Origin of the sequence: Microcoleus sp. B3-D7 (assembly GCF_036705305.1) — a bacterium.
Lineage (GTDB): Bacteria > Cyanobacteriota > Cyanobacteriia > Cyanobacteriales > Microcoleaceae > Microcoleus.
This window is the reverse complement of record NZ_JAUBUE010000020.1, coordinates 53,225-78,727: the sequence shown is the minus strand read 5'-3', so window position 1 is coordinate 78,727 and position 25,503 is coordinate 53,225. Positions and strand designations below refer to the sequence as shown.

At 43.3% G+C, this 25,503-nt stretch carries 16 protein-coding genes and 3 pseudogenes; 9 read left to right on the top strand and 10 right to left on the bottom strand.

Going from position 1 to position 25,503, the window contains the following annotated elements; genetic code table 11:
- Positions 1 to 74 precede the first annotated feature (74 nt).
- Entirely contained in the window at positions 75 to 1,268 is a 1,194-nt protein-coding gene (locus tag QUB25_RS15530) for an NAD(P)/FAD-dependent oxidoreductase (protein ID WP_333184000.1), read from the bottom strand.
- Positions 1,269 to 1,787: 519 nt separating this feature from the next.
- Between QUB25_RS15530 and QUB25_RS15525 the strand changes: the two genes are divergently transcribed.
- From QUB25_RS15525 to QUB25_RS15515, 3 genes and pseudogenes are all read left to right on the top strand, one after another.
- Entirely contained in the window at positions 1,788 to 4,871 is a 3,084-nt protein-coding gene (locus QUB25_RS15525) for a PAS domain S-box protein (RefSeq protein WP_333183999.1), read from the top strand.
- Positions 4,872 to 4,955: 84 nt separating this feature from the next.
- Positions 4,956 to 5,378, top strand: coding sequence for a DCC1-like thiol-disulfide oxidoreductase family protein (locus QUB25_RS15520; RefSeq protein WP_333060823.1), 423 nt, complete (start codon positions 4,956 to 4,958; stop codon positions 5,376 to 5,378).
- A 96-nt stretch (positions 5,379 to 5,474) separates the two neighbouring features.
- A pseudogene (locus QUB25_RS15515) lies at positions 5,475 to 5,673 on the top strand (IS701-like element ISAcma42 family transposase); the annotation flags it as partial.
- Between the two features lie 62 nt (positions 5,674 to 5,735).
- Here the strand turns inward: QUB25_RS15515 and QUB25_RS15510 are convergent.
- Both QUB25_RS15510 and QUB25_RS15505 read right to left on the bottom strand, forming a co-directional pair.
- Positions 5,736 to 6,224, bottom strand: a complete 489-nt coding sequence (locus QUB25_RS15510; RefSeq protein WP_333183998.1) for a transposase — start codon at positions 6,222 to 6,224, stop codon at positions 5,736 to 5,738.
- A gap of 20 nt (positions 6,225 to 6,244) precedes the next feature.
- Complete coding sequence (locus tag QUB25_RS15505; protein WP_333183997.1) at positions 6,245 to 6,637, bottom strand: IS630 transposase-related protein; 393 nt, start codon at positions 6,635 to 6,637, stop codon at positions 6,245 to 6,247.
- Between the two features lie 45 nt (positions 6,638 to 6,682).
- On the opposite strand from QUB25_RS15505, the pseudogene QUB25_RS15500 reads away from it, so the two are divergent.
- Both QUB25_RS15500 and QUB25_RS15495 read left to right on the top strand, forming a co-directional pair.
- Positions 6,683 to 6,872 (top strand): annotated as a pseudogene (locus QUB25_RS15500) (IS630 family transposase); the annotation flags it as partial.
- Positions 6,865 to 7,050: a hypothetical protein gene (locus QUB25_RS15495; protein ID WP_333061605.1), complete on the top strand. Its 186-nt coding sequence runs from the start codon at positions 6,865 to 6,867 to the stop codon at positions 7,048 to 7,050. The pseudogene QUB25_RS15500 and the gene QUB25_RS15495, both read left to right, overlap by 8 nt.
- Positions 7,051 to 7,536: 486 nt before the next feature.
- Here QUB25_RS15495 and ffh read toward each other — a convergent pair whose 3' ends face one another.
- The 4 genes from ffh to QUB25_RS15470 form a co-directional block, all read right to left on the bottom strand.
- Positions 7,537 to 8,985, bottom strand: coding sequence for a signal recognition particle protein (gene ffh / locus QUB25_RS15485; protein ID WP_333035131.1), 1,449 nt, complete (start codon positions 8,983 to 8,985; stop codon positions 7,537 to 7,539).
- A 149-nt stretch (positions 8,986 to 9,134) separates the two neighbouring features.
- Positions 9,135 to 10,070, bottom strand: a complete 936-nt coding sequence (locus tag QUB25_RS15480) for a DMT family transporter (RefSeq protein ID WP_333183996.1) — start codon at positions 10,068 to 10,070, stop codon at positions 9,135 to 9,137.
- Positions 10,071 to 10,488: 418 nt separating this feature from the next.
- Complete coding sequence (locus tag QUB25_RS15475; RefSeq protein ID WP_445251952.1) at positions 10,489 to 10,851, bottom strand: S1 family peptidase; 363 nt, start codon at positions 10,849 to 10,851, stop codon at positions 10,489 to 10,491.
- Between the two features lie 270 nt (positions 10,852 to 11,121).
- Positions 11,122 to 11,904, bottom strand: a complete 783-nt coding sequence (locus tag QUB25_RS15470; protein WP_333183995.1) for a calcium-binding protein — start codon at positions 11,902 to 11,904, stop codon at positions 11,122 to 11,124.
- Between the two features lie 493 nt (positions 11,905 to 12,397).
- Here QUB25_RS15470 and QUB25_RS15465 point away from each other — a divergent pair, with 493 nt between their 5' ends.
- The 4 genes and pseudogenes from QUB25_RS15465 (at position 12,398) to QUB25_RS15450 (ending at position 22,737) form a co-directional block, all read left to right on the top strand.
- On the top strand, positions 12,398 to 14,779 hold the full coding sequence (locus QUB25_RS15465; protein ID WP_333183994.1) for a GAF domain-containing protein: 2,382 nt from the start codon (positions 12,398 to 12,400) through the stop codon (positions 14,777 to 14,779).
- A gap of 303 nt (positions 14,780 to 15,082) precedes the next feature.
- Positions 15,083 to 20,536 carry an AAA family ATPase gene (locus QUB25_RS15460; RefSeq protein ID WP_333183993.1) on the top strand — a complete coding sequence of 1,818 codons (5,454 nt, stop codon included), beginning with the start codon at positions 15,083 to 15,085 and terminating at the stop codon, positions 20,534 to 20,536.
- Between the two features lie 220 nt (positions 20,537 to 20,756).
- The gene (locus QUB25_RS15455; RefSeq protein WP_333183992.1) at positions 20,757 to 21,188 is read left to right on the top strand and encodes a hypothetical protein; all 432 of its coding nucleotides are present in this window, start codon (positions 20,757 to 20,759) and stop codon (positions 21,186 to 21,188) included.
- Between the two features lie 301 nt (positions 21,189 to 21,489).
- Positions 21,490 to 22,737 (top strand): annotated as a pseudogene (locus QUB25_RS15450) (ISL3 family transposase).
- A 165-nt stretch (positions 22,738 to 22,902) separates the two neighbouring features.
- Here QUB25_RS15450 and QUB25_RS15445 read toward each other — a convergent pair.
- The 3 genes from QUB25_RS15445 to QUB25_RS15435 all read right to left on the bottom strand — a co-directional run bounded on the left by QUB25_RS15445 (position 22,903) and on the right by QUB25_RS15435 (position 25,413).
- Complete coding sequence (locus QUB25_RS15445) at positions 22,903 to 23,469, bottom strand: TerD family protein (protein ID WP_333183991.1); 567 nt, start codon at positions 23,467 to 23,469, stop codon at positions 22,903 to 22,905.
- A 227-nt stretch (positions 23,470 to 23,696) separates the two neighbouring features.
- Complete coding sequence (locus tag QUB25_RS15440) at positions 23,697 to 24,122, bottom strand: DUF4359 domain-containing protein (RefSeq protein WP_333183990.1); 426 nt, start codon at positions 24,120 to 24,122, stop codon at positions 23,697 to 23,699.
- A 325-nt stretch (positions 24,123 to 24,447) separates the two neighbouring features.
- Positions 24,448 to 25,413: a M48 family metallopeptidase gene (locus tag QUB25_RS15435; RefSeq protein WP_333035150.1), complete on the bottom strand. Its 966-nt coding sequence runs from the start codon at positions 25,411 to 25,413 to the stop codon at positions 24,448 to 24,450.
- Positions 25,414 to 25,503: the final 90 nt, after the last annotated feature.

Genomic DNA, 25,503 nt, shown 5'->3' with positions numbered 1-25,503 from the left:
CCTACGGGTATAGATCGATCGGGGGTGTACTTCATAAACGTAGAATCTGCTGTATCTATTTGAAGAAGCATTGATTAGCTTTTAAGCAACTCTTGAATCGGCTTGCTAATCCAATTAAAACCAACTTTTAGCTGATGCTCAAATGTTGGCATCCGATAGAGATAAGCTAAGCGGCGAGCAATGTGGGCTAGTTGTCCGTCGAGTTTAATTCCTAAACCGGCTAGGGTGGCGTTGTCAATTCCTAATGTCATCATTTCTCCTAGCGCCTGATAGCGGAAAGGAAGTAATGGGCGGCCGGTGAGGGAGGCCCAAATGTTCCAGGCGGTGTAGTCAGCTTGCTGGAAGGCTGTTTGGGCTGTTCCGGGGACTTTTTGACCGGTTGCATCGTAACATTCAGCTAAGTCTCCCAAGGCAAATATATCTGGATGGTCGATAATTTGCATCTGCGGATTGACGATTAATTGACCGCGCTGGTTTTGTTTGAGGGGTAGAGATCGTACTGCTTGACTAACTTGAGTTCCTACTGTCCACAGCACTATGTCTACGGGGAGAACATCTAATTGTCCTTTGTAAAGTAAGGATATTGTGTCCGCTTCGATCGCCTCTACTTCTGTTTCTAAGTCGATCCACACTTTCCGTTTTTCTAAAGCTTGGCTGGCGGCTTCGCGGTTAAACTCCGGTGATGTCCGCAGAATCATGTCGCTTTGCTCAACTAACCGCACGCGACCTTTTTCTCCGAGTCGATCGGCTAATTTACAAGCTAATTCTACTCCTGAATAACCGGCCCCGACGATCGCCACCCGAATTTTGTCGTTGTTGCTGGCTTCTAAAAACCGCAGTCTTTCTTCTAAGCGGTAGGCGTCGTCGAGGGTGCGAAACGAGTAAGCATATTCAACCGCACCCTTAACCATATCTAGAGGGGTTTTGCCGCCTAAAGCTAAAACCAGGCGATCGCACGGAATTTCTGGCCCGTCGTGCAACTGCACTCGCTTTTCCTCCACATCGATGCCGGAGACAGTGCCTTGACAAAAGCGCACGCCTGTGTTTTCCAAGAGTTCGGCAAACGGGGGGGCAATTTCCCAGGTTTGGAGTTCGCCGGTCAGGAGTTCGTACAGCAGGGGAACGAACAAAAATCGATCGCGGCGGTCAACTAGGACAATTTCGGGTTTTTCGGTTTTGGAGAAGGGTAACTGACTCAAGCGCAGGGCTGTGTAGAGTCCGCCGAAGCCTCCGCCGAGAATGCAAATCCGGGGTTGTTGTTGAGTCATGGTGTTTTGTTTGAGGGGCGATCGGTAGCAAGGAAACTTATCTTATTCTAACGAGAGTGAGGGAGTGGGGAAGGGGGAGAGTGGGGGAGTGGGAGAGTCGGAGAGTGGGAAAGTGGGAAAATCTTCGCTCTTTCCCTCGATCCTCAACATCCATTCCTTAAATCCGTTAAACTCACATCTTGCACCATTCTCACTTAACAGGCTTTCGGGCCTGTTCCACAAAGAATGAATTTCTTGTGCGGTGGGCCCTTCTAGCCCGCTCCTAAAAGGCTTATGGAGAATGGTGGAACATCTCAGTTAAATCCTTTAAATTCGTTAGAAAATTCGTTGGCGAAGTGTTTTCTACATCTCTAGCCTTGATTAGCTCTACCTATTAGCCACCCTCAAGTTTTCTGAATGTTCGCAGAACTAATTTTGTACTATATTAGTTTATAACGAATTGTTACGCAAATTAAATTCACTTTTTATAGGGTCATCTACTCTCACACTTGCCCTCGCACTTACAAGTGAAAAAAAACCATGCAAATTTCTTCCAATTCTTCTAAATTTAAGAACGACGATCACAATAACGAAGACGGCTCATCTTTGTTAAAAAGCGAAGAAAAATATAAAAATTTAGTAGCTAATATTCCCGGTGCTGTCTACCGCTGTACCTGCGAGTATACGGACGCCGGGGAATTAACACGGACAACGGCGTTTTTGAGCGAGGCTGTTCAAGAAATATCAGGCTATCCCTCTTCTGATTTTATCAACGATCGCGTCCGTTCCTTGGCAAGCATTATCCATCCTCTAGACCGCAAAAATGTGGATGCTGTTGTCAAAAAAAGTGTAGAAACTCGAACTCCGTACATCCTTGAATACCGGATTGTCCGGGCTGACGGCGGCATTAGCTGGGTTTACGAAAAAGGCAAAGCTGTTTGCTGCGAGGCGGACGAGGCGAGAGGAAGACAAGAGGGACAAGGGGAAATTGAGGGCTTTTTGTCGGCTGTGGTTTCGCAGGTTTCGCCGATTTCGCCGATCGCAAATTCTCTGTGTCGGGTTGTTTATCTCGACGGAGTGATTTTGGATATTACTGAACGAAAGCGAGCTGAGGAAAAACTGCGAAACACTCAAGATTTTCTCAATGCGGTACTGCAAAATCTACCGATTAGTGTCTTTATTAAAGATGCTGTAGAGCAAAAATTTATTTATTGGAATACTGCTAGCGAAGAATTGTTTGGCTATTCCAGGGATGAAGTGCTCTTAAACAATGCTGCTGACTTGTTGGAGCCAGATCATGCCAATTACTTGCAAGCACAAGATTTAGAAGTGCTGGCAACGAGAAAAGGCGTCGATTTGCCCGAACAAACTATCGAACTTCCGCGCGGGGGAAAGCGGATTTTGCACACGAAAAAAGTTCCTTTGTTTGACGATTCAGGCGCGCCTAAGTACATTCTGGGTATTGCTGAAGATATTACGGAAAGAAAAAAAAATGAAACCGAATTGTCGCGCTTGGCCATTGTGGCTCAAAAAACGCAAAATGGTGTGATTATTACTGATGCTCAAGGCTGCATTGAATGGGTGAATGAAGGATTTACTCGCATTAGTGGTTATGTGCTGGCAGAAATGCAGGGAAAAAAACCAGGTGATGTACTGCAAGGCCCTGAAACGGACCCGCTAACTATTGCTCAACTGCGATCGGCTTTGTCTGCGGGGGTGCCGTTTAATCAGGAAATCTACAATTACAAAAAGAATGGAAGGGGTTATTGGGTGGCGCTTTCGATCGCCCCCATTTATCAAGAAAATGGTGAACTCGAAGGTTTTATTGCGGTGCAAACTGATATTACGGATCGCAAGCAAGCAGAGGCAACCGTCAGGGAAAGCGAGAGTTATTACCGCTGCATTGTCGAGACGGCTTCGGAGGGCGTTTGGATGTTTGACAGCGAAAGTATCACGACTTTTGCTAACTGTCGGATGGGCGAAATGCTGGGGTATACTGTGGAGGAAATGCTGGGGCGATCGCTATTTGAGTTTATGGACTGCGAATCTAGGGAAATAGCCGAAAGTTACGTCCAGCGCAGGCGGGAAGGCATTCGCGAACGCCACGATTTTAAGTTTACTCGGAAAGACGGATCTCACTTGTGGGCGATCGTGTCGGCGACGCCGATGTTCGACGCTGAGGGCAAATTTTCCGGGGTTTTACGAATGATTACCGATATTAGCGATCGCAAACAAGCCGAAGCAGAATTGCGCCAAACTCTCAAAGAGTTGGAATTTGAAAAATTTGCTTTGGATCAATCGGCGATTGTCTCTAATACCGACGAATTTGGATCCATTACCTATGTCAACGATCAATTTTGCGAACTATTTAAATATTCCCGAGAAGAACTGATCGGCAAAACCCACAGACTTGTTAATTCGGGTTATCACGCAGCCGATTTTTTTAAGCAACTTTGGTCAACTATCCGCCAGGGAAAGGTTTGGCGGGGAGAAATGAAAAATCAAGCTAAAGACGGTACATTATTCTGGTTGGATACTACGATTGTACCTTGCTTAAATACCAGCGGAGAACCTCATCAATATGTAGCAATTCGCAAAGATATTACCAAGCGCAAACACGCCGAAGAAGCGGTGCAGCTTTCCGAAAGTCAATTGAGGGGTAAAAATCTAGAATTGGCAAAAGCCCTACGGGACGTGCATAAAACTCAAAGCATGATGGTTCAAAATGAAAAAATGGTAAGTTTGGGGCAATTAGTCGCTGGCGTTGCTCACGAAATAAACAATCCAGTTAGCTTTATTTACGGCAACGTCATGCACGCTGACGATTACTTTAAAGACTTGCTAAAAATGCTGCAACTTTACCAGCAGGAATACCCGAACCCAACACCGGCAATTCAACAAGAGATAGATGATGTAGATTTAAATTTTCTGCTCAAAGATTTGCCGAACCTGTTAAATTCTATGAAAATGGGAGCCGAGCGAATTCGCCAAATTGTGCTGTCATTAAAGAATTTTTCGCGATTAGATGAAGCCGAACAAAAGCAGGTGGATATTCACGAAGGGATTGAAAGCACTTTGTTGATTTTGCAGCACAGGTTGAAAGAAACGGCAGGGCGTCCTAAAATTGTGCTCCTCAAAGAGTTCGGCAATTTGCCCCGCGTACAGTGTTATGCAGGACAGTTGAATCAGGTTTTTATGAATATTATTGGCAATGCAATTGATGCTTTGGAAGAGGCAATGGAGACTGGACACTGGGCAGAGGGACAACTGGCACCTATTCCTTATTGTCCTTCGCCGACGCTGCGGATTTGTACGGATGTAAAATATGAACAGGATGCTTTGATGCAGGCAGAGTCTGCTGTTTCTGATGATTCAAGGCGGCATCCTTCTCATATTGTGATTCGGATTGCTGACAACGGGCCGGGGATTCCGATAGATGTTCACAAAAGGCTGTTCGATCCGTTTTTTACTACGAAAGAACCTGGTAAAGGTACTGGTTTGGGGCTGTCTATCAGCTATCAAATTGTGGTGGAAAAACACGGCGGGCTGCTTAAGTGCGATTCTGCACCGGGTCAAGGCACGGAATTTGCGATCGAGATTCCTGTAAAAAAAATAGTTAGTTAGGTAGGTGGGCCCCTACGCACCCTACAGCTAGTAAGTAAGGTGCAATTCCTGCAATAGTTCATCCCCAATTTAGGAAGTTATCAAATGAATTACAACGTAATTTACGACGGCAATTGCAATCTGTGCGTTACCTTGGTACAGTTACTAGAAACCTTAGACCAAGGCCAGCGGTTTGAGTATATTCCCATGCAAGATTTAGAGCAATTAAATCGCTTTGGGATTACGTCTCAAGAATGCGAAATGGGGATGATTTTGATAGATGGCAACACCCCGGAACGGCGCTGGCAGGGCAGCGATGCGGCGGAGGAAATCGGGCGGATACTTCCTGCTGGGGAGGTGTTTGTGGCGGCTTACCGGGCAATGCCGGGGATGAAGTGGATGGGCGATCGTGTGTACGAACAAGTCCGCGATAACCGCTATACTTTGTTTGGCAAGCGATCGACTACTTACAAATCTGTTTATCCAGTTGGTTGTAAGTCGATCGACAATTGCGATAATAGGGACTAATACCAAATCCAGCTTATTTCTAGGAGTTACGCATTGACAAAATAACAAAATACTGAATTGATAAATATAGGTCCTCTACTTTCTAGGTATCGGACAATCAGAGAAATCACTAAATCATCCATAGCGCAACGCAATCTAGACCTATACACCTTATTTTTACTGTCAGAGCCAAAGTTGGGAGGTTGTAGCAGGTTATCAGAAATATTGGGAGAATTTTCACATTCAGGGTGTGAATCGCTTTTTATTGAGAGAGCGATATGAACCGAAAGATTTATTCAAGATAATAGAGAAAATTACAGCAAATTCCAAGTTTATGAAGTACAGTAACAGCAGCTTGTAAACCAGTTTTTAAAGTGCTTAGGATTGACCAAATAAGCGTGCAGTAGCCAGCAAAATATCAACCATCTTGGTGGTGCTTGGTGAGAACTGACGTAAAAAAGCTTTAAGTTGCGACCACCATAACTCTATAGGATTAAAATCCGGAGAATAGGGTGATAAGTTCAGTAAACTAGCACCAGCGGCTTGTATCAATGGTTCAATAGTCCCCAACTTGTGAGCAGGTAGATTATCCATAACAACTACTGCACCCTCCCATAAGTTGGGGACTAAAAAATGTTCAATAAAGACTTCAAAAGCTCTGCCATCCATTGACCCGTTGAGGGTCATTAATCCTACTACTTTTTTTAAGCTAATTGCTCCGATAACTGTGACTTTTGCCCCCCGATAAAATGGTTTTAAATCGTAGACTCTACTACCACATATTGAACGTGCATGGGTTCGCGTCAACCCCAATAAAATGCCCATTTCATCCAAAAAAATGAGGTTGTCAGGGTCAATATTTTTCACTTTTTCCCAATATTCACACCTCAGAATTTGCACTCTTTCAGTGGCAGACTGACTACTGCGTATGGTCTTTTTTTTCGCGTCAACTTTTGTTTTTGTAGTTCACGACACATCATGCTAGGGCTGACAGCTTCGTTGTAGCTCAAACGCCAATATTCACAATATTCTGATAAGGTGCTATCAGGATATTTTTCCACCATCTGGGTCAATTCAGTCCGGCGCGAGTTTAACACACTTTTTAGGCTTCCACCCTGTTGTTTGGGTTGAACATGACCAGTCGTTTGTTTTTGTTTTAAAATTTTTTGAACAAACCCTTTACTCACATCAAATCTGGCGGCTACTTTTCTAATTGAGGTATCACCTTGTTCATAAATTTTAACTATTTTCTCACGCAACTCAATCGAATAAGGTTTCATTTTTTTCGCTTATGTACTAAATAAACTGTATCATATATACATGGAATCTGCTGTATCTTATTTGCTCCGAATGCCCCCGAACAAAATCCAGTAGAAGATATTTGGTTACAAGGAAAGAATCTCTTAAGGAAATTGGCCTATCGCTGTAAATCTTTTGCCATAGTAAAGAGGTTATTTATGTTTTTTCGCTTATCGTCAAATATTGGGATTTCCCAAACTTTATATGTATGGTTAGTGTTCACAACTCAATTAGGAACGCTATAAAAGAACGATTAAAATGGTTGAGATTTGAACACATAGAGGAGTTGAGAGCAGCGGTGCAAAAAGAGTTAAACAAGTTGACGAATGAAGTCATTGCTTCTTTGACGGGATGGCAATTCATTTTAGATGCCTTATCTGTAGCAGAACTTTAGGAAATTGGTATAACGCCAGCCGAAATGATGAGAGCGGGAGGTCCCACTTCTGCTACGAAATTTTGGGCATCTTCTGATTCAAATTGCGACCAGGGTATTAGTTCGGCTAGCTGCACCCAACGATTAGTCGCTGCCAACTTTCCTTCCAAGGGCAGCTTAAAGTCTTGGGCTGAGCTTGGGGTGGGTTCAACTTTTCGGTAGACGGGAGCCAACGATAATGCACGGGTTTTGAACTATTTTACCGGTTTTTCCTGCACGCTTACCACCCACCTAATGCTCGCCCATCCAATCCCCCTCACTTTTTTCCCTTTTTTCAGCAAGCCCTAATTACAGGCTTTTTCACGTATAAAGTGGCAACAAGAAAAGAGTTAAAGTTTAATAGTTATTACATTTTCGACCAATAGTAATAAAGGAATATTGGGGTGGGGGCTGGTTTGCGAGATTATCGGTGGTAGCCAATTATTTAGTGAAACCAGCCACCACTTTTTACAACTGTCCGAAACCTTTTTTTGGCTTATCTTTTTTCTTTTTCTTCTTCTGCTGGGCACCCATATAGCCACGGGAACCGGGCTGCATTCCGGGGCCACCCATTCCGGGCATTCCGGGCATTCCCGGCAATCCTCCCATTCCTGTAAAGTTGCCTTGACTCATTTGCTGCATCATTGTACGCATTTTCTGGAAATCGCTCACCAGCTTAGTTACGTCGTTTTCAGCGTAGCCTGCGCCTTTGCCGATGCGGCGGCGGCGGGATGGAGAACTTGCTAAAAGTTCGGGATTGCGGCGTTCTTCAACTGTCATCGAATTAATCATGGCTTCGGTGCGTTTTAGCTGCACTTCTCCCTGCCGCATTTGTTCGTCTGAGAGTTTGTTCATCCCCGGAATCATTTTCATGATGCCGCCTAGGGAACCCATATTTTTTAACAGTCTGGTTTGTTTGAGAAAGTCGGTAAAGTCAAACTTTGCCGTGAGCATTTTCTCTTGCATTTTTTCGGCATCGGCGATGTCGAATTCTTCTTGCGCTTTTTCTACGAGGGTCAAGACATCGCCCATGCCTAGTATTCTCGATGCCATGCGATCGGGATAAAATGGTTGCAATGCTTCCACTTTTTCGCCAACTCCGACAAATTTAATCGGCGCGCCGGATATTTGCCGCACTGACAAGGCTGCACCGCCGCGGCTGTCGCCGTCTAATTTGGTTAAGATTGCGCCGGTAATGCCGATTTGTTCATGAAAAGTGCGGGTTAAATTGGCTGCTTCTTGGCCGGTCATGGCATCAACAACTAACAGTGTTTCGTGGGGTTGTACTGTTTGTTTGATGCGGCCCAATTCTGCCATCATGTCTTGGTCGATTTGCAGGCGGCCTGCGGTATCGACGATGATGGTATCAATGCCAATTTGTTTGCCGTGTTCGATGCCTTGGCGGGCAATTTCTACGGGGTCAATGTCTTTGCCTAATTCAAATACGGGTACGTCGATTTGTTTGCCGAGGGTCAGCAATTGGTCGATCGCGGCTGGTCGATAAATGTCGGTTGCGACTAGCAGTGCGGTACGATTTTGTTTGCGGAGGTGCAGTGCTAGTTTGGCGGTAGCTGTGGTTTTCCCGGTTCCTTGCAAACCGGCCATCAGGATCACTGTGGGCCCGGATTCGGCGGTGGCGAGGGGTACGTTGGTTTCCCCCATGACGCGCACGAGTTCGTCGTGAACGATTTTGATGAATTGTTGGTCGGGACGGACGCCTGAAACTACTTCTGCTCCTTGTGCTTTGGCTGCTACCTCTCCGATGAAGTTTTTGACGACTTGGAGGTTGACATCGGCTTCCAGGAGGGCGCGACGGACTTCTTTGAGGGCGTCTTGGATGTTAGACTCGGAGATTTTATTCTGTCCGCGCAGTTTTTTCCAGGTGGATTCGAGTCGATCGGCAAGGGCTTCAAACATAGGGCATTGTTGGCTAGTCAGTCTTTTTTATTTTAGGGCTAAATGGGGCTGTTTGGATGCAAGTTTTGGGAAAAGTTGGATGTTTTTATTTTTTAACCGCTGATGCTCGCGGATTAACGCGCTATGAGTTGGGATCTTTTGTTATATAGTTACTGTCTATTAGTGATAATAATGCCTGCGATGATTAACAACGTACTAAAGAGATGAACTAAGGCGATCGGTTCATTGAGGATAAGCCGCGCACCAAGACCGCTAAAGACTGGAATCATGTAGTAAATTAAAGCTGTGCGGGAAGGGCCAATTAGGGCGATCGCCTGATTCCATGCGAGATAAGCCACTACTGAAGAAAGCACTCCAACGTAGAGCAATGCCCTCACGATGGCTGGATTAAAGACAACAGGATGATAAATCCAACATTCAAGGGCATATAAGGGTACTAAAAATAATAGCCCTAAACTAAAAGTACATAAGCTAAAGGTTGTGATGTGCATGGTCGATGGCTTGCGTTTGACTAACATGGTGTAGCCAGCGAAGATTATGGCCGCCAATAGCATATAAATATCGCCAATGGCGAAAGAAATATTGAGTAATTTTTCTAAAGAACCTCCTGCGAGCAAAAGTATAACACCGCTGACTGTGATCGCAATTCCCGCGAACCGCGTCAAAAAAATAATTTCTCCATAAAAAATTCTAGACATTAGTACGATAAAAATAGGGGAAGAAGCAGCGATTAATGACAAGTTTGTGGCCTGTGTTGTGTGACCTGCAATATAGATTAATGTGTTAAAAGCAGTCACGCCTAAAAAACCCGATAAAGCCAAGTATGGCATATTTTTTTGTACCAATTTCCAGTCGGCGACTGTCGTTTTAATGGCGAATGGTGTCAGAGTTACAACAGCGATAGTCCATCGCCAAAAGGCTAGTCCTACAGGTAGAATATCTTGATTAAAAGCTCGGGCAACAATGAAGTTACCAGCCCATATAAAAGTAGCAACTACTGCTAACAAATAACCTATTAGTATGAGATATTTAGGCTGTGATTTACCTAATTTTTCGCTATTTTTATAATTTTTATTATTCTTCATTATCATTGATGATATCGTTTGGAACTCGATCGGTATTCGATCGACCTCCAGTATACCTAGCTCATCTGCCAGTGTTAAAACTTCGGCAATATCCCTAGATTAGGAACAAGCTGGAGTTTAGGCCCTTCATAATACCTGAGATTTCCTACAATTAGGACTAACGCATGAGAACCCAGAAACCGGTTTTTTTTACCAAAATACTTCGTTACAGCCTGCATATTCGATAAAAAACCCGCTTTCTTTGGTTGCAGTACGTCCAAGGCTGTGCGTAAGTCCTATTTGTCATCTGTCTAAAGTTAGGATTTTTCCTACACAGCTCATCCTTTATATTAGTTTATTAAGGTATTAGCAGGATATTTTTATGAAGCGAGTCCATTGGTGCAGAGGTTTGTTCCTCCATGGGATGTTGTCTTTTACTCTAGCGACTGTTGACGCACAAGTAGCACAGGCTCAGCGCCCGATTCATATCAAAGCCTGGTGAAAATTCAAAATTGCGTTCAGTTTGGTTTGTTATGCTAGCCGGAAAACCTGGATAGCCAAACACAAAAATTGGTGTACCAACTGCCGCTTGTTCAGAATAGCCTAAAGTTACAACTGGATAAGATTTAGTGCTCTTAAATGTTACAACTGCTAAATCAGGAGCATTCTGGCCTTTCTGCAATAGTACACTACGGGTTACTTGATAGTCTTTTCCTGTAGAAGTGCGAATCGTATAGGTATCCGGAGCGGCAACAACGTGATTAGCTGTCAAAACCGTGTAAGTCGGGCCTTGTTTGGTAATAATAAATCGCGACCCGCCACCGCTTGTTTTTTGATCAATTTAAACCGGTGACAGATTCAGCTAATTTTGCAATTTATGGCGAAGATATAGTCAAAACTGGTGCTTGTGCACAAACAACTATTACTATTTTAAGACTTCTGCAAAGTACAGTTGCTTAGAGATAGATTTTCCGCTATCGGTAGGGACACGGCACTGCCGTGTCCGACGCAAAATTGCCGTGTCCCCTACCCGGAACTCGCTCTCTAGCCCGTCTAATTTCCTACAAATAACCTAAGCCAAAAACTGGAATTGAGAACCGTTAACTGCCAAAGCAAACGGACTTGCCTGTTCAAATGCACCGACAAGTTCAAAGTTGTCCGTGTCTAAAACTATCCCCACAATCTGTCCGGTAATTATGTTTTCAATCACCATGTCGTTGATAATTCCATCATTATCGTAAGCAATCAAATTGTCGTCTTCAAAGAAAAGGTCTAGTTCTGTTAAACCGTCCGTCAAACCGATGCGATCGCCCTCGTCAAAATTAAAATCTGTAACGACATCTGCTCCATCTATACCAAATGCTTCATCGTTGCTTCTGAGCACGAATATGTCAGCACCGATGCCTCCGGTGAGCACGTCAACTCCCCGATCGCCTGCTAAGAAATCGTTGCCCTCATTGCCGTCTAAATCGTCGTCTCCTTGCCCTCCCCGCAGGATATCGTTCCCGAACCCTCCAAAGATAAGGTCATTTCCGGCGTCGCCCCTAACTACGTCGTTGCCATCATTTCCATCCAGGCGATCGTCCTCTTTCCCGCCGTAAATTATGTCATTTCCGCCGCCACCAGCGATAATATCATTGCCATTATTTCCTAACAGCCGTTCGTTGGAATCCGACGAACCTCCTATAGTATCGTTGCCGTCTAGTCCCCAAACTCCCCAAGAAAAAGACGACAAATTTCCATTCCCTACGTTAATCTCATCGGGTGTAGCGAATCCCAAAAGACGTGGCCCGCCCCCAGCAAATACAGGAAATCCATTCACATCGGCAATGAGATTGTTAACCGTTAAAGCCATAACTATGTCCTTTCAAAAATCCTGTTAGCTGTATTATATATGTTAATTCCTGCATTGGCAAATAGCAAGTGTTAGTGGAATTGTTGTCGCAACTTTATTTGCTAATTTAGTGACAAGCAACCAGCTTGCTAATTATTAATTACCAATTACCAATTACCAATTACCAGGGCTGTGCTTCATTCAACCCAAACCTGCTATATATCTCGCCTCTGAGTCAAATAGCATTAGTTGCTGACACTATCCGCTACTGCCTACCGCTTATAATGGGTGTTACCCCCCAGGCGGTAAACACGTTAATATCACCTATAACGTCGAGACTGAGAGGTTGTTTGTGAATAAAAGTAAAAGTCCCTGGGCCCATCGTCCGAGAAAAAACCCAGTTTCCGATACCCACACACAAACTTTACACACAGGATTTAAGCTCTTTACAAAGCCATAATCGCCGATCGCTGACATTTTTTGGCAAAATCCACTGCTTTCAGGTGTTTTACTCATGTCTACTCCTAAATCGTCTTCCCATCAAAACAACAACTCTGTAAAATCGCCAGCGACAGATATCGTTCCAACAAAGCAAGACAGTAACAATCTGCCCAGCGAACCAAGTATAGAACAGCTACTGGAAGCTTTGGCGGGCAAAGTACCCAGTCAATCTTCTGACATCGAACCGTTGAAAACGTGGAAACAAGATTTACAGCGATTGTTTCAATTTCTCGGCGATCGCCACGTTTTAATCGCAGTAATGCAACCGGGAACTTTTGCCCTGCGTTACGCTAACGCGGCATTTTGTCGCTTGGCTGGTTGGGAGGAAACGCCCTTGGCAACTCAATTTACCAACGGTGGGTTTGCAGAAACCGACATCACTCTGCTGGAACTGTTGGAGGATTGGGGCGGCAGAACAGCAGAACAATTGTACCGTCGCCACCTTTTGCACTGGGTATTTAAGCAATATTATCAAATTGACATTGACGGTTTGCGGGTGCTAGACCAACCTGTCACGGCGAGTGTAAAAAACCCCAAACACCGAGAAGCGAGATTCATTGAATTTTGGCTGGGTTCGGAACAGTTAAAAATTACTCGAATTGACTCAAAAATAGATGAATTCGCGGATATTTCTTTAAGATTAATGCCTCTTGCAGAACGGGAAGCTTGGCTGATGCAGCCGAATCAACTGGAAAATTTAGCCAATCGATTGCAGTTGGATAATTACCGCGTAGAAGGTTTGTTGCTGCTAGAAGGTTTTGATGTCACCGTGCAGGAGCAAATTCGGCGGCTGACTCAGTTATTGATCGATCAAGATTCGATGCTGCGGCCAGACAAATTTGAGAGAATCGATCGGTGTTTGCGATCGCTCTTCAATGCTGACGGCACTTTGTTGCTGCGACCAGACGGCGATCAGGTACAGCTATTAGTTGCAAAAGACGGCCAAAATTTGCAGCCGATTCTTTATTCAATGCACTCCCTAGAAGCTTCTCACTTTTTGAAGGCCACAGCAGCAAATCAAGTTTGGAACGTGCCAGACTTGCGTAGGGAGTGCGAAACCGAGTGCGATCGAACTTTGCGGAGAATGGGAACTCGATCGATGCTGCTGGTGCCCCTGGTAGTCAAATCCGTCACCCGTGAGGGGTGCGGGGTGCGGATTTTGGGAGTCGTGGGGCTGTTGTGCGATCGGCCAAACCACTTCAACGGCATTGACGCTCAACACGCCCAAGAACTCATTCCCGCTTTCATTGCAGCCCTGCGGCAAGCTATCCAGGAGCGGTTTACCCACATTCACAATATCCACCCCGCAGTCGAGTGGCGGTTCGCCCAAGAAGCAGAAAGGCGAAGTTGGGGACTACCTCCAGAAACAATCGTATTTGCTGACGTTCATCCGCTGTACGGAATTTCGGACATTCGCGGTTCTAGCGATGAAAGAAACCGAGCCATTCAAACTGATTTGCTCGAACAATTTCGCTTAGGTTTAGTCATAGCTGATGCTGTTTGCCAAACACAAACTACCCACCTCGGCGAGCAACTGCGGCTCGACTTGCTCGACTACATCCAGCATTTAAAACAAAAAGTAACAGTCGATATGGAGGTGCGAGCAGCCGAGTATTTAAACGAGCATTTAGAAGTATATTTTGACTATTTTGTGCAGTGCGGACCCAAGGTTCAGGCAGCCGTTGAAGCTTACCAAGCAGCCTGTGACAACGAACATAACTGCGTTTACAGCGATCGCAACCGCTACGACCAAATGCTGAACCTAATCAGCACCAAACTCCAAGAAACCTGGGCCCGCTGGCAAGAAAAAATGCAGCAAATTTTGCCCCACTACTGCGACATCGAATGCACCGACGGCATCGATCACATGATTTATGTAGGAAAATCGATCGACCCCACATTCAGCCAGTTTCACCTACACAGTTTGCGGTACGAACAACTGCGAGCTATTTGCGATTGCGGCCGCACAGTTTTTCGCCTGCAAGCCGAGTCTCAAATCAACATGGAACTCGCACATTTAGTGTTAGTGCAGAATACCACGATCGACATTTTTCACAACGAAAACACCGAAAAAATGTTTGATGTCAAAGGCACTCGCGACATCCGCTACGAACTTGTCAAAAAGCGGATCGAAAAAGCCGTTGACAAAGACGCACAAGAGCGAATTACCCAGCCAGGAATGTTAACGGTAGTTTATTCAACCGAAGACGAATGGGAAGAGTACCAACAATACTTGCGTTACTTGTCTCGCGAAGGTTGGGTAGAGCCAAAAGTTCAGACCGGCATGGTAGAATCACTGCAAGGAGTCAGCGGTTTAAAATTCGCCCGCGTGCGTATTTTACCTGAACCGGAATCTATTGCTACTATCTGTGAAGTTACGGTTGTCAGCGATTGAGAACCCGTTCAATTGCCTGTTTTAGGCCCAGTGCGATCGCTCCCATCTTCTGCTGTTATAGGCCCAGTGCGATCGCTCCCATCTCCCAGAAAAACGGTGCAGCGAAAGCATTCGGGACTCAAACACAAGACCGAGATTACATTTAAGATGTTTGTTGACACCAACGACCCAGCCCACCTTTTTACTTAGTGTATATTCCGTGTGATTGGGAAAGCGCAAAATACATGATCGGAATCACACAAAATTAAGATTAAGTAGTGTTAATCTAATGATGCTCGGCTCCTGTAATTTATAACTTAAGAGATGTTAACCTTATCAAAATACCAAATAACTTATACTCTGCACGAAGGGGTCGAAACAATAATCTATCGCGGACAAACACCGACAGATGCGCCCCCAGTAATTTTGAAAGTTCTCAAAGCCGAATATCCCTCCCTTGAAGCCATTACCAGGCTCAAACACGAATATCAAATCAGCCAAAATTTAGACAGCGAACACATCGTCAAAGCTATCAGTATCGAAACATTTGACCACCGATTAGGAATCGTTTTAGAAGACTTGGGCGGCGAATCCCTCGCCAAACTGTTGGAAAGAGAAACCTTGAGCCTGCAAGCAAATTTAAACATCGCCATCCAAATAGTCAAAGCCTTACAATACCTGCATTTTCAGCACATTATTCACAAAGACATTAAACCCAGCAACATCATAATTAACTCGCAAACAAAACAAGTAAAACTCACCGACTTCGGCATTGCTACAAAACTCAACAAAGAAAATCCGCAATTTAACAATCCCAACTCAGTCGAAGGCACCTTAGCCTATATGTCACCCGAACAAACCGGGAGAATGAACCGCACCCTCGACTACCGCACAGACTTTTATTCCCTTGGTATCACATTATATGAAATGCTGACTGGAAAATTACCTTTCCGCAGCAACGACCCATTAGAAATAGTTTACAGCCACATCGCAGTTCAACCAACATATCCCCATCAAATCAATTCAGAAATACCTGTCGCCCTCTCTGAGATAGTGATGAAATTGATGGCAAAAAATGCCGAAGATAGATATCAAAGTGCGGCCGGATTGTTAGCCGACTTACAACCTTCTTTGCATCAGTTACAAACCACCGGAAAAATTGCCGACTTCATCCCCGGACGCTTAGATATTCTCAGCCAATTGTTAATCCCCCAAAAATTGTACGGTCGGGAAAATCAGGTTAATGAATTGCTAGCAGCATTTGAACGTGTAAGAGGGGGTTTAGCCAAAAATGTGTTAGAAAAAGCAGCAACCTTAGAACCAAACCCGCCCCCATCAGGAAGCAGCGAATTAATGCTAGTCTCAGGTTACTCAGGCATCGGTAAATCAGCAGTTGTCAACGAAGTTAGCAAACCAATTACCAGGTCAAAAGGTTACTTCATCAGCGGCAAATTTGACCAATTCAAACGCAACATTCCTTATGCCTCATTAATCCAAGCATTTAACTCCTTGCTGCGGCAATTGCTAACAGAAAGTGCACTTTCATTAGAAATATGGCGCACTAAAATTTTAACAGCATTAGGAACAGACGGCCAAGTAATTGCCGACGTAATTCCCAAAGTTGAATTAATCATCGGCAAACAGCCAGAAGTCCCAGAACTCGGCCCTGTAGAATCCCAAAATCGATTCAATCGGGTATTCAAAGAATTTATTCGCGTTTTCGCCCAAAAAGAACACCCCCTAGTTATCTTTTTAGACGATTTGCAGTGGGCAGATTCAGCAACATTAAAGTTGATGCAAATACTGATAACTGACCCTGACCAAAAATATTTGTTGTTAATCGGTGCCTATCGAGACAATGAAGTTAGTCCGACCCACCCCTTAATTCAGACTGTAGAAGAAATTGAAAAAACTGGTACAATAGTCAACAATATCGTGCTGCCACCGCTGGATTTAGCAAATGTGACTGAATTAGTCACTGAAACACTTCACACTTGCACAGAAAAAGTAACAAATCTAGCTGATTTAATCTGGAATAAAACGGGCGGCAATCCTTTTTTCTTGACCCAATTACTCCAAGCACTTTATCAAGACTCTCTTTTAAAATTTGAATTTAATCACATTACAAATGAGGGAAGTCAAAGTGGCTGGTATTGGAGTATTGATGAAATCCAAGCCATTGGAATCACCGATAAAAGTGTGGTGGAACTGGTAGCTTCTCGCATTGAAAAGCTTCCCGCACCCACGCAAGAAGTCTTGAAGCTAGCAGCTTGCGTGGGAGATAAATTTGCTCTAGATGTGCTGTCACTTGTTAGCGAAAAGTCAGCTAATACTACAGCAACTGAACTTTATTCAGCTTTGCAAGCAGGGTTAATTCTGCCCTTGAGCGATGCTTATCGCATTCCTTTAGTTTTCGATAGAGCCGAATCAATCAATCTCAAGTTAGATACTTCGCGGGTTATTTACAAATTTTTGCACGATCGCGTTCAGCAAGCCGCATATTCGCTAATTCCCGAAGACCAAAAGCAATCCACCCATTTAAAAATCGGTCAATTACTTTTACAGAATACTCCACCAAACAAGCTAGAAGAAAACATCTTTGATATCGTCAATCAATTGAATGTCGGAATTGACACGATTAGTCAAAAGTCAGAAAAAACTCAGTTGGCACAATTAAATTTAACTGCTGGACGCAAGGCAAAAGCTGCGGCAGCTTATGAAGCTGCTGTTAGGTATTTGCGGGTGGCTATGGAATTATTGCCAGCAGATTGTTGGCACAGTCAGTATGACTTAACGTTAGCAATTTACGAGTTAAAAGCCGAATCTGAATATTTAAACATCAACTATGAATATTCAAAAACTATGGTCGATCTCGTAATTAAAAAATCTAAATTTTTACTTGACAAAGTGAAGGTTTATGCACTTCAAATCCAGTCTTACAATGCTCAAAATAGACCGTTAGAAGCACTCAATACAGGACTGGAATTCCTGAAACTGTTAGGCATTTCTTTTCCTCAAAATCCCACGGCGCTAAATATTGTGGCGGGACTAATTAATACAAAACTGAGCTTAGGATTGAAACGAATTGAGGATTTAGCTAACTTGCCAGAAATGACAGATCCCGACAAACAAGCAGCCATGCGGATTTTATCAGGGATTCTCAGCAGTGCTATTCAGGCTAAACCCCTACTGGTACCGCTGCTTACATTTAGGATGGTCAAGCTGTGCATTAAATATGGCAATTCGCCTTATGCAAGTATTGCCTATGTTTATTATGGCGTAATTCTGTGCAGGCTAGGGGACATTAGTTTGGCATACCAATTCGGCCAACTGGCAATTAGGCTGTTAGGCAAATTTCCATCCCGTTCAGTCAAAAGTAGAGTTTATGCAGTCTTTGGTTCTTTTATTCAACCATGGAAAACCGATCTTAAGTCAGGATTAGGCGATATCAAGGAAGGTTTCCAAACCGGGATGGAAAGTGGAGATTTGGAATATGCGGCTTATTCTATTAATATATATTGTACTTATAAACTGTCGATGGGAGAGCGTCTTGATCTGGTTGAACAGGAAACCGGTAAGTATGTGAAATTAATGCAGCAATCTCAACTAGAAATGGCTGTACAGTATATAAGTGTAGAGAGACAGACAGCACTCAATTTTTGTAGCACAACTGTCGAACCATGTAATTTAGTTGGGGAGAGTTTTAATGAATTTAAAACCCTCCAAATTTTAATAAAAGCTAAAAGCTTTATGGTAGTTTGTTTGGTTTACAATGCCAAAACTATGCTTAATTTTATCTTCCGAAACTACGCGCAAGCCTTGGAAAATTCAAGGTTATTTGAGAAATATGCAGAAGCCGCATCCGGACTTTATATAGTTGCCGTGAATAATTTTTACTTTTCTCTCAGTCTCCTCGCTTTGTATCCAGCAACTGGCAAAGGGGAACAAAAGCAATATCTGAAAAAAGTGCTGCACAACCAAAAGAAGATGAAAAAATGGGCCCTTCATGCTCCGATGAATTATCAACACAAATACGATTTGGTAGCAGCCGAGAAAGCGCGAGTGTTGGGGCAAAATACCCAAGCAATGGAATTGTACGATCGCGCAATTGATGGAGCGGCAAAAAACGGTTACATTCAAGAGGAAGCATTAGCCTATGAATTAGCCGGAGAATTTTATCAAGCTTTGGGTAAAGAGATAGTTTCTCAAGCATATCTGACTAAAGCCTATTATGGATATATCCATTGGGGAGCCATAGCTAAAGTTAAACACTTAGAAGCAACACATCCTTTCTTAGCAGCACAGACGCGCACAATCCAAACCCCAACCCTCGATGTCACTCGCACAACCACTGGAAATACTACCAGTAGTAGTTTAGGCGATTTCTTAGACTTAGCTACTTTTATTAAGTCGGCCCAAGCCATTAACGGTGAAATTGTTCTCGAAAAATTGTTGACCAAATTAATCAAAATTATTTTAGAAAATGCGGCGGCTCAAAAAGTAGTGCTGCTGCTCCTGAAAAACGATATCCTCTGCATAGAAGCTACTGGCAGTTTTGCGGAGGATAAAGTGACACTTTTACCCTCTATTCCCGTAGAAACTCGTCAAGATGTTCCCCTGTCTGTGATTAATTACGTACACCGCAGTCAAAAGCATCTGGTTTTAGACAATGCGACTGTCGCCGAACCTTTTAATGTAGATACCTACATTCAGAAATATCAACCAAAATCAATTCTCTGTTTGCCGATTATTTATCAATCTCAGCGGCGCGGAATAATTTATTTAGAAAATGCTTTGACAGTAGGGGCTTTTACAGCAGAAAGAGTAGAAGTATTCAAAGTGTTAATTTCTCAAGTGGCTATTGCTGTAGAAAATGCTGGTTTGTACGCGCGCGAGAAAGAAAAATCTCAACAGTTAGAAAAATCTTTTAATGAACTGCAACAGGCGCAACTGCAACTCATTCAAAGCGAAAAAATGTCGGCTCTCGGCAACTTGATTGCAGGGGTTGCTCACGAAATTAACAATCCGCTCGGTTTTATTGCGGGCAATCTTGATGCTGCTGCTGAGGCGAGCTTAGATTTGATTGATTGCTTACAACTTTACCAAGAAAAATTTCCTAATCCTGGAGATGAATTACAGGATAAAGCATCGGAGATCGATTTAGAATATTTGATCGAAGATTTGCCGAAAATGCTTTTATCCATGAAATCAGGTACAGAGCGCATCCGCAATATTAGCAGGTCTTTGCGGACTTTTTCCCGCGCTGATAGTGCGAATAAAGTGTCAGCAAATATTCATGACGGCATCGACAGCACTTTGATGATTTTACAGTATCGCCTGAAAGCTAAAGATACTCGCCCGGCGATTAAGATTATCAAAGAATACGGAGATATCCCGCCAGTTAAATGTTATTTTGGGCAACTGAATCAGGTATTTATGAATTTGCTGGCAAATGCGATCGAGTGTTTTGACGAATTCAATCAGGGTCGCACTTACGCTGAAATTGAAGCTTTACCGAATACGATCGCCATTATCACTCATCTCGGGGAGGATAACAACAGCGTGGTGATTAAAATCAAAGATAACGGTCAAGGGATGTCATCGGAGGTCAAGTCAAAAATATTTGACCATTTATTTACTACCAAAGGAGTAGGAAAAGGTACTGGTTTGGGGTTGTCTATCAGCCGGCAAATTGTAGAAGAAACCCACGGCGGTAAACTAACTTGCGAATCGCTGCTGGGAGAAGGTACGGAATTTGCGATCGCCCTGCCGCTTTGATAAAATTTATTCACCACTTTTACGGAATCAGTCATTGCCAATTGTTTAATCTCCAATCTCAACTCTCAAATGTTATGACTGGTCATTAACACACAGTGGGAAATTTGTCAACTCCTAAATATCTATCAAATAGTCCACCGTTCACTGTTTAAAGCAGGCAGTATGCAGTTACATTGTTAGCTAAATCACGTAATAACTGTATTTGATAGGAGTTTTTCGAGTGAACGCTGCCGAACAAGCCAAAAATATAGAAGTTGCCAGCAAAATTGCTGCGGTTGTTAATTTATTCAAGTCCGAATTCCCGGATGCAAAAGTCGATTTGAAACCTTGGATGAATGACGAGGATACCAGAGAACTTGTAGATCCAGATTCGATAGACATTGGCTTCCATTTTCCCGGTAGAAGTCGCTTGTTGCAAAGCCGCAGCATTTTGATTCAAATCCGATTTTACCAAGATCCGGTGGAAGGATATCGGCGGGCGATCGGCGTTGAGGCCGCCGGTTACGATCATACTGGTCAGCAGTGGCACTTTTCTACTGTGGAAAATTGGAATTTTCTCGGCCTAACCGAACCTGCGGTGGAGTCGGCGCAAAAACTCAAAGACTTTTGCCAGCAGATTTTTGATTTGTTTAATCAGTCATTCGGCGATTGAAATCGCTTCTACACGAACGAAGTCCGCCGACGCGGACTAAGAAATTAGGACTTACGCATTGACAAAATAACCAAACAGTGAATTGATAAATATAGGTCGTCTACTTTCTAGGTATCGGACAATGAGAAAAATAACTAAGGCTCTTCAGTAGTTAATATGCTAAATGAACAGCTAAGCCAGGAAAGAAATACAAATGAGGCTAGAAAAATAGTTGGTAGAGTCATTACCGGGGTTGACAGAGGAAACTCATTTATTATTAACTATAAGCAAAAGCTAGATGGGTTAGGTAGATTGAACAGCCATGACAACGAAAAAGGAGATAAAGTTTTTAACAAAGCTGTTGAATATAGAGGGAATAAAAGTAATCTCACATCGCCAGCATGAAGGGATTGGAATAATTTTACAGGTGGAAGGAATCGGTAAGGAAAGTAACTGTCCACGTTGGGGAAAAAAAAGTCATAGATTACATCAAAATCATAGATACCTAGTCAAAGATTTACCTTGGGGAGAGAACTTTGTATTTTTAGAAATTAACAGACGACAGTTTAAAGGCGAAAAATGTGTCTAGCCATTTAGTGAAGAGTTGGAGTTTGTCAGAAAAAGAAGAACCTATACAAAAAGGCTAGGAAGAGCAATAATCCAAGAAGTGTTAGAGAACGATATCCACAGCGTAGCGAAAAAAGGGGTGGTGACAACAGAAGAAATAGAAAGGATGTTAAAAGACGCATCGAAAGAATAATTGAAAGCTAAGCCTAGCGAGTTGAAGAGATTAGGGATAGATGAAATAGCTGTAATAAAAAAAAAAGGAAATTACTGTGCAGTATTAATAGATTTAGAGAAGTCAAAGTAAAGTGGGATATTGGCAGGAAGGAAACAACAAGAAATTAGGGAAGTGCTGCTCGGATAGGGTAAAGAGGTATTAGAGCCAATAGAAGAAGTAAGTATAGATTTGTGGAAAGGTTACAGAAATCTAGTTATAGACTTGATGCCAAAGGCTCAGGTGGTCGCCGACTGATTTCATGTAATGGCACAAATAAATAAGGAATTAGATGCCCAAAGGAAGCGAGAAAAGAGACAGGTAGAAGATTTAATTAAAAAAGCAGAATCGTCAGAAGAGAAAGCAGACCAGGAGAAAGTTTTAGAAGGATTGAATAAAAGTAAATATGTGTTATTGAAGAACGAATCAGATCTAAATGAAGAGCGAAAAGCTAAACTCGTGCAAGTTAAAGATGTATCTTCTCCTCTCAAAAGTAGGCATGAATTAAAAGAAGAAATTAGAAGGATTTTCGAGCAGGCTAATAATTGGTTAGTCGGTTTGTTGAAACTGGGAAGATGGCTGTCAGGAGCTAAAAAATATTTTCCCGATAGTCAGAATACTATTATTCGTTGGCTAGATGAGATTCTTGCTTACTTCGATTATAAGACTACGAGTGGTGTTGTCGAAGGCATCAACAATAAGCTCAAGTTGATTAAACGTTCTGCTTACGGGTTTAGAAACTTTGAAAACTTCCGTGTTAGATGTTTGCCTACTTGGCAGTTTGACTGTTAGTTTAGCATACTAGTTACTGAAGAGCCACAAATTTACCAAAAGCTCCAGACGAGAGTATTCCGCTTCCGGTTCTGACTCCACCTCCAGCTCCCCAGCCGAAAACTGTAAATCATCAGCCGTTCCCGCTGCTAACTCGTGAGGAATTGCAGCAATATTATTACTACTTTAGCTGCAATACTTGTCAACAAAACTCTGCAATCCTGCCTGATATCCTGCTCCTACAGCCTGAAATCTCCACTCTCCATTCTTTCTATACAAACGACCAAATTCTACCGCTGTCTCTCGCGAAAAATTTTCTTTTAATTCATACCGAACCAGTTCGCTTTTTGTATCCAAATTGGAAACTTTGATAAAAGCATTTTTGATATTGCTAAAATTTGCCCTATTTTTATCTGCTTCGTGAATAGTCACAACAAAAGTTATTTCCTCAATGTCAGGATTAACTCTTTCTAAGATAACGCCGTAAATAGTCTTATTCTCTTGACTTGGGTTGTTTTTATCTCGAATCACTTGCAGTACCGAACTGTCACCGGATTGCAGATTATTGTAAAAGATAAAATATTTATCGTTAGGTATTTTGCCGTCAGCACCTAGCATAAATGCAGAGACATCAATCTCGTAGCTTTGTCCTGCCTCTGTCACCTGCCAACCGAGGGCGATCGCCATTTTTTTTAAACCAGGCGCTTCTTTAGAGATATTAAATCTCTCACCCTTACTTAATTGCATTGCCATCAGCTTATTTGTTAAACATCAAACTTTATAGCGTTCATGTTAATATTAAGTGCGGCAATAACTTTTGTTCTTTAAGAAAACTTAACATTTGGCTTCTAATAGGGAGCTTGACTAAAAATATGTGCTGCCGCTATCCGAATTTATTGAGATTTGCTTAGAGACAATTACCTAAGGAAAAACCGGGCTTTCTACAAAACCCGGTTTCTACACTTAAACTTAATTTGACTCTACTTTTGAACATTTTCAGAACTAGGTGGCAACGTCACGAAATTCCCAAAAGCTCCAACCGTTGGATAGCTTTTTTTGCCTAATTGAGTTGTGTAAATACTGACCACACCTAAATTTTGACGCTGCGTTGTATTGTCTAGCAAACTTTCGATCGTGTCCCGCTGCGAAGTTAGCAAATTCTTGCAACTGCCGATCAAAGTATCTGTAATCCCGCTCAAAGCTTTAGGCACGCGAGAATCCTTGCACACAGTGCTTTCCAACTCGGTTTGCAGTACGCCGGAAGCATAAGTTAGGTATTTGTCTCTCCCAGGGTTTGTAAATGCCATGCCGGCGGCAAGAAGAGTCAGAGCCATCGCGACTTTTCCCACATTGCCGAAAAAATTAGAAGTTGGCTTGTTAGTATTCATTGCGTTATCAATATTCATTTTTTTTAGCCCCGTTGATTTATAAGCTTCTCTTGATTTAAACTACACCTCCTCAGAAACAGATTTCCGAAATGAGGGGACAGTTTTTAGATTGGAGGCCAGTTGCGAGTAAGTCTCTCACTGGTTTACCTTCCTTTTACGTTTCCCCCTCCCTCAAATCCGGTAAATCTTCAACAAACATTTGGCTGGTTCCCAGGCACAGCCTAGGAACCGAGATCCAGAGGCAGAGCCTCGCTAATCCTCGCTTTGGAAGAGGCAGAGCCTCTGGATCTGCATCCCCAGGCTCTGCCAGGGGACGAGGAGCCTGGAAACGAGGAATTTAAACTTAGTTTCGCTTTGATTTTTGCCGATCGATCTCCCGCTGCAACTCTTCAATCTGACGGCGCAAAGCCTCCGTCTCACTGTTAGGCGCTTGGGACTTCACATCAACCGCACCCTCAGCTACAGCCCGCTTGTAGTTCCCCAGCTTAATTTGGCGGTATTCCTCGGAACTTGCCCAGTCTCGCAAATACCGCAGGCGTTCCACCGGGAAAGGATGACTCAGCATCACGCCCTGACCGCCGTTGTAAAGTAAAAACTTATACACTTGGTTGAGATTGTCTCGATCGAGCTCTTGATAGTTGTCAGACTGGCGGATAAATTCTTGCAAACTGCATTGGTCAGCATATTTACTGCTAACTCCCGCAAGTTTCATCATCGTCTTCATCACACTGTTCAAGTCATCCGTTACCAACAAAGCCGCCCGGTCTGCCGATAATTCAGCCTTGCGCCGCCACTCGTAAAAAGCGTAAATTAAACCGCTACCGACCATATTTCCCAACCCGAAAGTCATCTCGCCAATTGTCGAGGCAACGCTCATCGCCCAGGTAGCCATTTGATTTAAAGTTGGATGACCACATTTAATGTGTCCCAACTCGTGAGCCAATACTACCCGAATTTCTGGCTCTTCCAACAAGTCTAAAAGACCAGTGTTTAATACTACATAAGGCTGGTTTTTACCCAGGGCATAGCTGTTAACTGAGGGGTTCTGAGAAACAAACAAACCAGGTTCGGGAAAAACATCTAAATCCTGCAAGCACTCCCTAAATATATGATAAATGCTGGCATATTGGCGTGGCCCGACTTGAATGCTATTTCCCATTAGGTAAACGAATTGCGGTCGTTCGTAGACAAATTCTACAAATTTGCTGGCAATTAAGTCAAATCCAGGCACGCTTCGCAGCGCTTCCTCAGCTTGGCGATCGAGAGGATGTTGAAATGCTTCGCTAGAAATTCCCGTATAAGTAGGCATAGTTGTTGCAAAAGTTACATTTAAGATATCAGTAATGCCATCGCTGCTGGTGCTAGCTGGCGCATGACTTATAATATTATGGCGACAAAT